The 11,912-nt window shown below is 38.9% G+C and carries 13 protein-coding genes; 11 read left to right on the top strand and 2 right to left on the bottom strand.

Annotated elements, in window-relative coordinates:
- The 6 genes from gvpC to FJR37_RS23880 all read left to right on the top strand — a co-directional run.
- Positions 1 to 92 (top strand): gas vesicle protein GvpC (gene gvpC, locus FJR37_RS27890; protein ID WP_168467314.1); only part of this gene is annotated, 92 nt, incomplete at its 5' end.
- 297 nt (positions 93 to 389) lie between these two features.
- Positions 390 to 1,397 (top strand): gas vesicle protein GvpN, encoded by a 1,008-nt coding sequence (gvpN, locus tag FJR37_RS23900; RefSeq protein WP_168467313.1) that lies wholly within the window; start codon positions 390 to 392, stop codon positions 1,395 to 1,397.
- Between the two features lie 521 nt (positions 1,398 to 1,918).
- The gene (gvpJ, locus tag FJR37_RS27260; RefSeq protein WP_254434658.1) at positions 1,919 to 2,680 is read left to right on the top strand and encodes a gas vesicle protein GvpJ; all 762 of its coding nucleotides are present in this window, start codon (positions 1,919 to 1,921) and stop codon (positions 2,678 to 2,680) included.
- Positions 2,681 to 2,783: 103 nt separating this feature from the next.
- On the top strand, positions 2,784 to 3,251 hold the full coding sequence (locus FJR37_RS23890; protein ID WP_039203149.1) for a gas vesicle protein K: 468 nt from the start codon (positions 2,784 to 2,786) through the stop codon (positions 3,249 to 3,251).
- Positions 3,252 to 3,297: 46 nt separating this feature from the next.
- The gene (locus FJR37_RS23885; protein ID WP_039203148.1) at positions 3,298 to 4,035 is read left to right on the top strand and encodes a GvpL/GvpF family gas vesicle protein; all 738 of its coding nucleotides are present in this window, start codon (positions 3,298 to 3,300) and stop codon (positions 4,033 to 4,035) included.
- Between the two features lie 11 nt (positions 4,036 to 4,046).
- Positions 4,047 to 4,406, top strand: coding sequence for a gas vesicle protein GvpG (locus tag FJR37_RS23880; RefSeq protein WP_039203147.1), 360 nt, complete (start codon positions 4,047 to 4,049; stop codon positions 4,404 to 4,406).
- A gap of 305 nt (positions 4,407 to 4,711) precedes the next feature.
- Here FJR37_RS23880 and FJR37_RS23875 read toward each other — a convergent pair whose 3' ends face one another.
- Entirely contained in the window at positions 4,712 to 4,981 is a 270-nt protein-coding gene (locus FJR37_RS23875; RefSeq protein WP_271822647.1) for a gas vesicle protein, read from the bottom strand.
- A 197-nt stretch (positions 4,982 to 5,178) separates the two neighbouring features.
- On the opposite strand from FJR37_RS23875, the gene FJR37_RS23870 reads away from it, so the two are divergent.
- The 5 genes from FJR37_RS23870 (at position 5,179) to FJR37_RS23850 (ending at position 10,843) form a co-directional block, all read left to right on the top strand.
- Complete coding sequence (locus FJR37_RS23870; RefSeq protein WP_039203145.1) at positions 5,179 to 5,859, top strand: GvpL/GvpF family gas vesicle protein; 681 nt, start codon at positions 5,179 to 5,181, stop codon at positions 5,857 to 5,859.
- A gap of 236 nt (positions 5,860 to 6,095) precedes the next feature.
- The gene (locus FJR37_RS27885; RefSeq protein WP_367272398.1) at positions 6,096 to 6,212 is read left to right on the top strand and encodes a transposase; all 117 of its coding nucleotides are present in this window, start codon (positions 6,096 to 6,098) and stop codon (positions 6,210 to 6,212) included.
- A gap of 170 nt (positions 6,213 to 6,382) precedes the next feature.
- A complete protein-coding gene (locus tag FJR37_RS23860; protein WP_174763473.1) occupies positions 6,383 to 8,260 on the top strand; it encodes an ArsA family ATPase in 1,878 nt (625 codons plus the stop codon).
- A gap of 58 nt (positions 8,261 to 8,318) precedes the next feature.
- Entirely contained in the window at positions 8,319 to 10,172 is a 1,854-nt protein-coding gene (locus FJR37_RS23855) for an AAA family ATPase (RefSeq protein WP_168467312.1), read from the top strand.
- Between the two features lie 287 nt (positions 10,173 to 10,459).
- Entirely contained in the window at positions 10,460 to 10,843 is a 384-nt protein-coding gene (locus FJR37_RS23850) for a hypothetical protein (protein WP_168467311.1), read from the top strand.
- Between the two features lie 114 nt (positions 10,844 to 10,957).
- On the opposite strand, the gene FJR37_RS23845 is transcribed toward FJR37_RS23850, so the two are convergent.
- Positions 10,958 to 11,557 (bottom strand): transglutaminase domain-containing protein, encoded by a 600-nt coding sequence (locus tag FJR37_RS23845; RefSeq protein WP_168467310.1) that lies wholly within the window; start codon positions 11,555 to 11,557, stop codon positions 10,958 to 10,960.
- Positions 11,558 to 11,912: the final 355 nt, after the last annotated feature.

Genomic DNA, 11,912 nt, shown 5'->3' with positions numbered 1-11,912 from the left:
CAACAGCCGACGCAAGAACTGCTCAAGCTAAGGAACAGAAGGAATCTCTCCTGAAATTCCGTCAGGATTTGTATGTGAGTATCTTTGGTTAATAAATACTCTCATTACCTGTAGTCCATTTGTTGGACAATGGGGCTACATAATAAAACCCCCTGATATTCCAGTTGCAAGACTGGTAAGACAAGGGGGCGATTAATAAAATTCAACAACAATGAGTCTTGGCGTGAAGTTTCGGTTGTCTATATTTATACTCCGTATTCGTTAACATAGAAAATCTGTCTAGCATTAACGTTGATACTCTTATTAAACTAGGCTTCGTGCTTCATATACAAACCCAAGTTTGGCAATAATATCCGCACAAACATAAACTTTTTTACCATCTTCAACTCATGACTACTACTAAGGTTAATCATAAAAGAGCCGTTCTTCGTCTTCGTCCAGGGCAGTTTGTCGTCACACCTGCTATCGAGCGAGTAGCAATTCGGGCGCTACGTTATCTCAAATCGGGGTTTCCTGTTCACTTACGCGGACCAGCCGGCACAGGGAAAACAACCCTAGCCATGCACTTGGCTAACTGTCTGGACAGACCAGTCATGTTACTGTTTGGAGACGACCAATTTAAGAGTTCGGACTTGATTGGTAGTGAATCTGGTTACACTCACAAAAAGGTACTAGACAACTATATCCATAGTGTTGTTAAACTCGAGGACGAATTTAAGCAGAATTGGGTTGATTCCCGATTAACCTTAGCTTGTCGTGAAGGTTTCACCTTAGTTTATGATGAATTTAACCGTTCACGACCTGAAGTTAATAACGTCTTGCTGTCAGCATTAGAAGAAAAAATTCTCAGTCTTCCTCCTAGCAGCAATCAGCCAGAATACTTGAGTGTTAATCCTCAATTTCGGGTGATTTTTACATCGAATCCAGAAGAGTATGCGGGAGTTCACTCAACCCAAGATGCTTTGATGGATAGATTGGTAACTATTAGTATGCCAGAACCAGATGAAATCACTCAAACAGAGATATTAATTCAGAAAACAAATATAGATCGAGAATCTGCTAACTTCATCGTGCGGTTAGTTAAGTCATTTCGTCTAGCTACCGGCGCGGAGAAAACTTCCGGCTTACGGTCTTGTTTAATGATTGCTAAGGTCTGTGCTGATAATAATATTCCGGTGACAACAGAAAGTTTAGATTTTCCAGATATTGCTATAGATATTCTGTTCAACCGCTCTCATTTATCTATGAGCGAATCCACAAACATTTTCTTGGAGTTACTAGAGAAATTCTCAGCCGAAGAACTGGAAATATTAAATAATAGAGTCACAGGAGACAATGATTTTCTGATTGACAATTCCCAATTTATATCCCAACAATTAGCTGGTCAACCAAATTAGCTTAGAAAGTAGAAGCCTCTCACCTACCCGACCGGGAGGTGATGCGATCAATGCGGGCGAGTCACTACTTGAGCGACTAGCGAAGTTTAGCATCGCTCAATCAACAGTGTTAGTCGCTGCGGAATGAACACTTTCTTGGTCAGTTTTTTTGCCGAATATTTGATATAATATTAAGCAGATAGGTGTAAATCAATAAATGTTGAGAAGCAACCTATCGAAAAAGTTAAAGCCTCAACTCTGCTCGGCTTTAAACCTGAGCAAAGCCTAATGGTTAAAAATTATTTCCAAAAGTCCAAGACTAGTGACCTGTCAAATTTATATTTGTTGATGAGGTTTATAGTTTAGAGGCTCTCTGTTTTCCCTCAAAATCACAATTTTTAGCCTGACAGACCACTAGTGCAAATGCAAAAAAAAGTTAATTTTTGCCAACTAATAATCAATGCTTTATTTTCTTTAGAGCAGGAATTTTTAGTCTGTAAAATCAGATATGAGTCCTATACCATTCAAGAGTTGAATTATTTGTGACTTCTACCCCAATACTGCCAACACGTCCTCAGACTAACTCAAGTCGAACTATTAACACATCTACCCAAGGTTCGACTTTAGCGGACATTCTCGAAAGGGTTTTAGATAAGGGCATTGTGATTGCTGGCGATATTTCTATATCTATCGCATCCACCGAACTTGTACATATTCGGATTCGCTTGTTAATTTCCTCTGTGGATAAAGCCAAGGAAATGGGCATCAATTGGTGGGAAAGCGATCCTTATCTCAGCACTAAGGCTCAACGTTTGGTTGAAGAAAATCAACAACTTCAGCATCGTCTAGAGAGTCTAGAGGCAAAGCTAAATTCACTGACATCTTCTAGTGTGAAAGAGGAAATCCCCTTAGCAGCAGATGTTAAAGATGATTTGTATCAAACTAGTGCAAAAATTCCATCACCTGTAGATACACCAATTGAAGTTCTAGATTTTCAGACTCAACCCAGTGGGGGAACTCCACCATATTTAAATACATCAATGGAAATTCTCGATTTCCAGGCTCAAATCAGTGAAGAAAGTTCATCACCTGTGGTTTCAACCGTGGAAATTCTCGATTTCCAGGCTCAAACCAGTGAAGAAAGTTCATCACCTGCGGGTTCAACCGTGGAAATTCTCGATTTTCAGGCTCAAACCAGTGAAGAAAGTTCATCACCTGTGGTTTCAACCGTGGAAATTCTCGATTTTCAGGCTCAAACCAGTGAAGAAAGTTCATCACCCGTAGATCCAGCGATTGATGTCTAACTTGAACTGTTATCTACATTCAATTGATAAAAACTGAAACTCTTGAAAATTTAATGGTCAAATTGCATCAGAGACGTTTAAAACTTTAGGTTGCATCATAAAAATGGTTTGCACTCCCGCTGAAAACTTCAATAATTCACTGACCATTGCTTCTAAACCCAAGAATGAAGCGGGTTTAGCTCCTTTACTTTTGACTGTATTGGAATTGGTGCGTCAGTTAATGGAAGCTCAAGTAATTCGGCGCATGGAAGAGGATTTACTGAGTGAACCTGACTTAGAACGGGCAGCAGACAGTCTGCAAAAGTTAGAAGAACAAATCTTACATTTGTGTGAGATGTTTGAGGTTGACCCGGCAGATTTGAATATAAATTTGGGGGAGATTGGGACTCTTTTACCATCTTCCGGTTCTTATTATCCAGGTCAACCCAGTAGTCGTCCTTCTGTATTAGAGCTATTAGATCGACTTTTAAATACTGGAATTGTTGTAGATGGTGAGATAGATTTAGGTATCGCTCAAATCGATCTTATTCACGCTAAATTACGTTTAGTTTTGACATCAAAACCAATGTAATCCCAATTTATCAATCATAAATTTAGGTTTAATTTATTCACAGCTTATGAGTATTCCTCTTTATTTGTACGGCATTTTTCCAAATACAATTCCTGAAACTCTTGTTCTTGAAGGATTGGATAAGCAACCTGTTCATAGTCAAGTGGTTGATGAGTTTTGTTTCTTATATTCAGAGGCTCGTCAAGAAAAATATTTGGCTTCTCGCCGTAATTTGTTAACTCATGAAAAAGTTTTAGAACAAACAATGCATGAGGGTTTTCGTGTTCTTCTCCCCCTGCGGTTTGGATTAGTGGTTAAAGATTGGGAAACCATCATGAGTCAACTGATTAATCCCCATAAAGATCAATTGAATCAATTGTTTCAAAAATTGGCAGGCAAAAGAGAGGTAAGCATTAAAATTTTCTGGGATGCTAAAGCGGAATTACAAACCATGATGGAGTCTCATCAGGATTTGAAGCAGCAGCGCGACAACATGGAAGGCAAAAAGTTGAGTATGGAGGAAGTCATCCAAATTGGACAATTAATTGAAAGTAATCTACTAGCCCGCAAACAAGCTGTAATTGAAGTTTTCTCTCAGGAGCTAAATCCTTTCGCTCAGGAGATTGTAGTCAGTGACCCCATGACGGAAGAAATGATTTACAATGCAGCCTTTTTGATTCCTTGGGAAAGTGAATCTGAATTTAGTGAACGTGTTGAAGTGATTGATCAGAAATTTGGCGATCGCTTACGTATTCGCTACAACAATTTTACTGCTCCCTACACATTTGCCCAGCTTGATTCATAGGAGTTATTACGATGCTGACGAAACTGTTACTACTGCCCATCATGGGTCCTCTGAATGGAGTTGTCTGGATTGCAGAACAAATCCAAGAGCGGACTAACACTGAATTTGATGCCCAAGAAAATTTGCATAAACAATTATTAAGCTTGCAACTTTCCTTTGATATTGGCGAAATTGGTGAGGAAGAATTCGAGATTCAAGAAGAAGAGATTCTTTTAAAAATTCAAGCCTTAGAAGAGGAAGCACGCTTGGAACTAGAAGCTGAACAAGAGGAAGCACGCTTAGAATTAGAAGCTGAACAGGAAGACTTTGAATATCCACCTCAATTCACAGCAGAAGTTAATAAAGATCAACATCTCGTCTTGTTACCTTAGTATTGATGGGCGCAAGTAAGCCACCTCTTTTTATATTCAAAACCCTTAGAAAACGGTAATAGGGAATTATCCTATAGGAATCCTATTTGATTGTTGAAAAATTGAGAAAGTCCAAGCCTTTCCTGATCGGTGTTACAATCTAAGTATATTGAGTAAAATTCAAATAGGATGGTTATATAACTAGTAGTTTGTCAATATAAAAATGATGGACTGTAGTGTGAGCGTCTCGCTCACGCGGGCAAGATGCCCGCACTACCAAAAACCCGTCAAAATAAATTTGACAGATTACTAGTACAGAATGGATCTTAATATTCAACCTCAAAAGTTTGGTAATTATTCGACTCAACAAAAATATTTGAACGCACTATATTTTGAGCAGTATTTGAGTGAGGTTGACGCAATTTATGAATCGTTTTTTCTGTCGCTTCTATCTGTTGATTGAGGATATCTAAGCGTTGTTGAAGTAAACCCATTCGTTCTTTAATAGAATACATATCTCGCTGAATACGTTGTTTCTCCGTCACCATTTTATAAAGATCCAATTGACTTGATGCATCAGACTTAGGCCGAGGCATTGTGCTAATTTTAGCTCTGCTAATACTGCGATTACTAATTGTTTTCATGAAAAATACCTGAATATTTTTTATCATTATAACCAAGTTTGTGTAATTGTAAATCCCCAAATTATCTGGAAAAAAATTTATCCCTTATTTTAATGAATATGAACTTTAGGTACTTCCTAACAGCAAATATTTTTATCTAGGTGAAATATATGGAATTAGAAAATCTCTACACTTATGCTTTTTTGGAAATACCTAGCTCTCCCTTGATTTTGCCACAGGGTGCTGCTAATCAAGTAGTGCTAATTAATGGTACTGAACTTGCGGCTATTGTCGAACCGGGGATATTTTTAGAATCATTCCAAAATAATGATGAAAAAATTATCCAAATGGCTTTATCCCATGATCGAGTAATTTGTGAACTTTTTCAACAGATTACAGTTTTACCCTTGCGGTTTGGAACTTATTTTACTTCTACAAATAATCTGCTAAACCATTTAAAATCCCATGAAAAAGAATATCAGAATAAGCTAGAAAAGATCAATGGTAAAAACGAATTTACTTTAAAATTGATCCCACGAATGATAGAAGAAATAGTACCATCTGAAGGGGGAGGTAAGGATTATTTCTTAGCTAAAAAGCAACGCTATCAAAACCAAAATAACTTTAGTATTGCTCAAGCAGCAGAAAAACAAAATCTTATTGATTTAATCACCAAAGTTAATCAATTACCCGTTGTTGTTCAAGAACAAGAGAAACAAATACAGATTTACCTCTTAGTTAGTTGTCAAGATAAGACCTTACTTTTAGAACAGTTTTTAACCTGGCAGAAAGCTTGTCCAAGGTGGGATCTACTTTTAGGAGATTGTCTTCCTCCTTACCACTTTATTTAATGATTATTTATTAAGTAAGTCGGCGCAAAGAAACCAAACTATGTAAAGATAAGTAAATACGGAAAATAAATCTACTGAGGTGATTAAAATATGGGCGCTCGTTTAAGGGTATTTTTAACTCGTGAGCAAGATAAAACCCTGTTTGAACCTAAGAACAAGGGATTTGCCGCAAAAAGTCAAAGATACAGCCGAGGTAATTAGGTTAAATTCAGATAGTTGGTATGTAGAAAAAATAGCTGCTCATTTATATCTTCTTTCTGCCCAAATATTGCTCTGAAATGAATCCAATGGAATTGGAATGGCAGCATCTCAAAAAAGATGAACTATCGGGACAAATGTTTGAGGACGAGTAATACGATTGCTTATGCCGTAATGAATGGGGTTAAAGCCAGGGGAGAAAAAGGACAATACAGTACAGAACGTATTAAATTCAACAAACATACTCCTTCTTAACTTTTCCTTACATAGTTATAAACTTTTCCGCCGACCTACTTAGTCTTTTCGTTAATTTTTTAACTTTATTATGAACCAGTACGACTCACTTAATTTGGTCATGTTTAGCGGCAAAGGTGGAGTTGGCAAAACTACCACTTCTTGCAGTTTTGCTCGTTATTGGGCAAAACAGTTCCCAGAAGAAACAATTTTGTTACTTTCTACAGATCCGGCACATTCTTTAGGAGATGTATTACTGACAGAAGTGAAAGATTATGCTTCACCATTAACAGATTTGCCTAATTTGAGTGTTCAGGCTTTAGATGCTGAAAAACTGCTCTTAGAATTTAAGGCCAAATATAGCGAATTTTTAGAACTACTGGTTGAGCGGGGAAGTCTAGCAGACGGACAAGATTTAGCCCCAGTTTGGGATTTGAACTGGCCTGGTTTAAATGAATTAATGGGGCTACTAGAAATCCAACGTCTACTGTCTGAAAAAAAAGTAGATCGCATAGTAGTTGATATGGCTCCTTCTGGTCATACCTTAAACCTGTTGCGATTGAAAGATTTCTTAGATGTGATTTTAAATTCATTAGAATTATTCCAAAAAAAGCATCAGGTGATCACAGAAACTTTGACCAGAAAAAACTATACTCTTGATGAAGTTGATGACTTTTTGGCTGATCTAAAATTTCAATTAGCAGAAGGGAGACGACTGCTACAGGATAATCAATTTACAGGTTGTATAGTTGTCGCCATTTCCGAACCTATGTGTTTTGCCGAAACCGAGCGATTCATAGAAAGTTTAAAAAACCTAGATGTTCCCTATGCGGGAATAATAATCAATCGAATTTTGGCAAATTCAGATACAGAGCTAGACCGCTATGCAGAACAGCAAAACTTCATCAATAAATTCCTAAAAATTTCCCCAAATAAACCCGTTTTCATAGTACCACAACAGCAATTCCCACCTTTAGGTGGGTTAGCATTAGATAATCTAGCAGGACAAATTCAAAATATTGATCAAGTGGAACTCGCTTCTCCACCACCAATTCAATGGCCGACTAAAATTCTACCTAGCTTTACTGACTTTGTAGCTGAAGGCTGTCAATTGATTGTTGTCGGTGGCAAAGGAGGAGTTGGTAAAACCACAGTGTCAGCAGCCATGGCCTGGGCTTTTGCTAATCGTTATCCTGATAAAAACATTCGCGTAATTTCCATAGATCCTGCTCATTCCTTGGGAGATGCTTTTGGTGAAAAATTAGGACATGAACCAAAATTATTAGCTCCCAATTTAAGTGGACAGGAAATTAATGCTGAGAAAATATTAGATCAATTTCGTGCCGATTATCTTTGGGAATTGGCGGATATGATTAGTGGTGAAGGAACAGGGACGGAAACAACCATAAATATTGCTTATCTTCCAGAGGCTTGGCGGCAGATTATGTCTCAAGCTTTACCAGGTATTGATGAGATGCTATCTCTAATCACCATCATGGATTTATTAGACAGCAACCAGCAAGATTTGATTATTCTAGATACAGCGCCCACAGGTCATCTTCTGCAATTTTTGGAAATGCCAACTGCATTAGGAGATTGGTTATCTTGGATATTTAAGTTATGGATGAAATATCAGAATGTCTTGGGTCGAGTTGATTTCATTGGGCGGTTGCGAAGTCTGCGCCAACAAGTGGTTAAAGCTCAGAAGAAATTAAAAAACCCAAAGCATACCCAATTTGTGGGTGTAATTCAGGGAGAAGCGGCAATTATTGCTGAACATATTCGCTTAACAGAATCTCTAAAAACCATAGGAATTCAACAGCGTTATGTGGTACAAAATCGCTACACTCAAGATGTAGAGATTGAGAGCAGCTTGTTTTCACAACAAACAATTGTTCGCTTACCTAAGTTACCCAGATCTGTCGAACCTATTGCCAGAATTCAAGGTGCCGCCAATCTTTTATTTTAAGTGGATAATGTAGCCAAGAAAAAATGGTTTTTTTAGAGTCAATTTTTGGAGGAATCTGATGAGTGATTTATTCAAGGGATTTGAGCAGTTACTAGAACTAGTAAAAACTCTGGAAGAAAAAGCAGAAAACGGAGAAATCAAGACCAATGTCCAGTTTAACTCCCGACCCCTAAGCAGTATTCCCAGAACAGGAAATATCCCACGTACCAGTAATATGGGGGGTAATATGGGTAACATGGGTAATGACGTGGGTACAAGTCGGATGAACACTCAATCCCCCCCAGCTTCTGGTGCAGGTCCATCAGATCCAGTCGTCCCCCCCGATCCTACTTCAGGTATTGCTCTCAAAGATATCGGCGGACTGAGCGAAATTCTCAAAGAACTCAAAGAACTGATTGCTATTCCCTTAAAACGCCCTGACCTCCTCGCTAAATTGGGACTAGAACCCACCCATGGCGTATTGTTAGTTGGACCGCCAGGCACCGGCAAAACTCTCACCGCCCGGGCTTTGGCTGAGGAACTGGGCGTTAACTACATTGCCATTGTCGGTCCAGAAGTCATCAGTAAATATTACGGTGAAGCGGAACAAAGATTGCGCGGTATTTTTGAAAAAGCCGCCAAAAATGCTCCCTGTATTATTTTTATTGATGAAATTGATAGCCTCGCCCCAGACCGAAGTGCCGTAGAAGGGGAAGTTGAAAAGCGTCTGGTTGCCCAATTATTAGGGTTGATGGATGGTTTTTCCCATAGCCCAGGGGTGATTGTTCTCGCGGCTACAAACCGCCCTGACCACCTTGACCCAGCCCTGCGACGACCGGGAAGATTTGACCGAGAAGTGCAGTTTCGCATTCCTGACATCAACGGCCGCAAAGAAATTCTGCAAATTCTCACCCGCCCCATGCCCTTGGATAATACGGTTGACCTGGATTTTATCGCCGAGCGGGCGGTGGGATTTGTGGGGGCTGATTTGAAGGCCGTTTGTCAAAAAGCCGCTTATACCGCCCTCCGTCGTCAAGTTCCTTCCATAGAAGTGGAAGCTCCAGAAAACATGACGGTTAATCAAACTGATTTTTTACAAGGGCTAAAGGAAATCAAGCCGGCTGTACTTCGCAGCGTAGAAGTTGAAGTTCCCCAAGTTGCTTGGGATGATATTGGTGGTTTAGAGAATATTAAGCAAACCCTGCGAGAATCTGTAGAAGGGGCGCTACTTTATCCAGAACTTTACCTCCAAACCAAAGCCGTAGCTCCCAAGGGGATTTTGTTATGGGGACCACCAGGAACTGGCAAAACTCTATTAGCCAAGGCTGTGGCTTCCCAGGCCAGGGCTAATTTTATTGGTGTCAATGGACCAGAGTTGCTTACCCGTTGGGTAGGTGCTAGTGAGCAAGCGGTACGGGAATTATTTGCTAAGGCGCGACAAGCAGAACCCTGTGTCATATTCATTGATGAAATTGATACCTTAGCCCCAGCACGGGGAACTTACAGCGGTGATTCTGGTGTGAGTAACCGGGTAGTGGGACAATTACTTACTGAGTTGGATGGTGTAGAGGCTGGTGCAAGTATTCTGGTCATTGGGGCTACAAACCGTCCTGATGCTCTTGATTCTGCTTTATTACGGGCAGGAAGGTTGGATTTACAACTTAAGGTAGATTTACCTGATTTAGCCAGTCGTTTAGATATTTTGCAAGTCTATACTCAGGGACGACCATTGTTAGATGTAAATTTAACCTATTGGTCTGAAGTCACGGAAGGCTGGAATGGTGCAGATTTAGTATTACTATCCAATCAAGCTGCTGTAGAAGCTATTCGCCGTTTTCGATCGCAAGGACAGACAAATCCGGCTGATATCAGGATTACTAATGATGATTTTGAATATTCTTATCAGGTTTTAGTCAGTCAACGTCATGCTTAATTAGATTCTCTCTCTTACCCTCGGCTGCAAGGAATTTGTCCGGGGGTCGGAAAACATAAAAAAGTAAGTGCAATGGCAATACTACTGGTACTTGTTTTCAGCGTTGCTACAACTGGATAGAATCGTTATGAATTGATTTAGCGATCGCTTTACAGCAGTTTCCGATATTATAAGTTACAGATATTAATGATAAAAATCTTGTGGTGCGGGCATACTTCGGTAAGCTCAGTACAAGTCTTGCACGCCAAGGTTGAATTCAGTAACCCTTTAGCGTTCATAGTCAAAAAATGAGTCAGATCCAAGAGTTACATCAACAAGCTATGGATTTAGCCGAAATGGCACAAGTTGCTAAACTTAGAAGTAATTTAGATTTAGCTTCTCAATTATCCCGACAAGCTTTTGAAAAAGAAAGACTAGCAGCAGAAATAATAGCAGATAATTTTGCGGCGGAACCAACCCGCTCGATATTGTGTCGTAGTGCCGCAACCTTAGCAATTGACTGTGGAGAAATTCACAGTGCAGAACATTTAATTGCAATTGCTTTATCAGGAAATCCGCCAACTGAAATTGCCGAAGAACTAAAAGATTTATTTGTGCAAATTAACATTCATAAATATTTTGCCCGTCGAGGGTTAGTATTTGATGAAGCTACACTTCAGATTTTGAGTTAGTAACCATAAATAAAAAACATCAATGGCTGAGGTTTTCTCATTAGGGAGTTTGAGAAATTTGTTTTCTCAAGTGTTAACTTGATATTGGGATAAAACAGGAAATAAACACTAAAGTTATCGGTGTCCATATCTGTCTGGAGTTTGGTAATTGTGGGTAAATTTTATAGGACGGTCGAGAGCCTGTTTTTCAAAGCTATCTCTATTTTTCTGTTCAGAAAAAGGTAAAAGCTGCCAATTTAAAAAATGTAAAAGCGGCAAATTTATTTGATCAGGAAAATGGCTTTCGATCATTAATTTGGGGGACCGCATCAGATAATCTGATCTATATGAAGTAACATCATCATCCCAGGTTGTATCAACAAATTGCCAATTCCCTTCAATCTCAACTGCATTCCAAGCGTGACCTGTCAAACTATCTTTAGACTCAATAAGTTTTTTCCAAAAAGGAATTGAATCTTGGATCAGATCTAGACGAACTCTTCCTTCAATGTAAACAACATTGGCATCAATTTGTCTTGCTAATGCCTCGAAAAGACGTGCATATCCTTCGCAAACTGCTTTGCGAGTGTCAAAAACTGTTTGTGGGTCTTGGGGATGTCTTATGCCTTTATTCCAAGCTTCTTCATCATAAGTAAGCCAATTAATCACAAAGTCATGTACAGCTTTAATTCTTAAATAGGAATCTGGCTCATTTTCAACAATATACTTAGCCACTGATTGGATGTTTTTTTCCGCACTAGATGGCATATTAGCAATAAGTGGATGAATTGTTGTATTGTTGTATAATTCTTCTGGAGCAAGGCTGTATTTACTTGAGAAGGTTTGGGTCTGTGTATTAGATAACTAACTAAATTACCCCATCCATAGGGATTAGTATAGTGAATCAAAACTATTAATACTGAAATACCCGTTAACTTTTTATGTTTTAGATTTTTCCAGTAACTAAACTTCTCAAGTTGTAATGACTGACAATACTTTCTGAATGACGGATGTTTAATGGTACGAAAAATAATGACAACTGCCAAAATTAATATGACGGTTGTTATTAAGTTCGGAATCATGCTAGTAG

This window comes from Aphanizomenon sp. UHCC 0183 (assembly GCF_009712065.1).
GTDB lineage: Bacteria > Cyanobacteriota > Cyanobacteriia > Cyanobacteriales > Nostocaceae > Dolichospermum > Dolichospermum heterosporum.
The sequence above is the reverse complement of the archived record's forward strand: the minus strand, read 5'-3'. Positions and strand labels throughout refer to the sequence as shown.

Bases quoted from the DNA above. Each gene is read 5' to 3' on its own strand.
- FJR37_RS23850 (WP_168467311.1), top strand. From the start codon at position 10,460: ATGAGTCAGATCCAAGAGTTACATCAACAAGCTATGGATTTAGCCGAA.
- FJR37_RS23890 (WP_039203149.1), top strand. From the start codon at position 2,784: ATGGTTTGCACTCCCGCTGAAAACTTCAATAATTCACTGACCATTGCT.
- FJR37_RS23860 (WP_174763473.1), top strand. From the start codon at position 6,383: ATGAACCAGTACGACTCACTTAATTTGGTCATGTTTAGCGGCAAAGGT.
- gvpN (WP_168467313.1), top strand. From the start codon at position 390: ATGACTACTACTAAGGTTAATCATAAAAGAGCCGTTCTTCGTCTTCGT.
- FJR37_RS23855 (WP_168467312.1), top strand. From the start codon at position 8,319: ATGAGTGATTTATTCAAGGGATTTGAGCAGTTACTAGAACTAGTAAAA.
- FJR37_RS23885 (WP_039203148.1), top strand. From the start codon at position 3,298: ATGAGTATTCCTCTTTATTTGTACGGCATTTTTCCAAATACAATTCCT.
- FJR37_RS23880 (WP_039203147.1), top strand. From the start codon at position 4,047: ATGCTGACGAAACTGTTACTACTGCCCATCATGGGTCCTCTGAATGGA.
- FJR37_RS23870 (WP_039203145.1), top strand. From the start codon at position 5,179: ATGGAATTAGAAAATCTCTACACTTATGCTTTTTTGGAAATACCTAGC.
- FJR37_RS23875 (WP_271822647.1), bottom strand. From the start codon at position 4,981: ATGCCTCGGCCTAAGTCTGATGCATCAAGTCAATTGGATCTTTATAAA.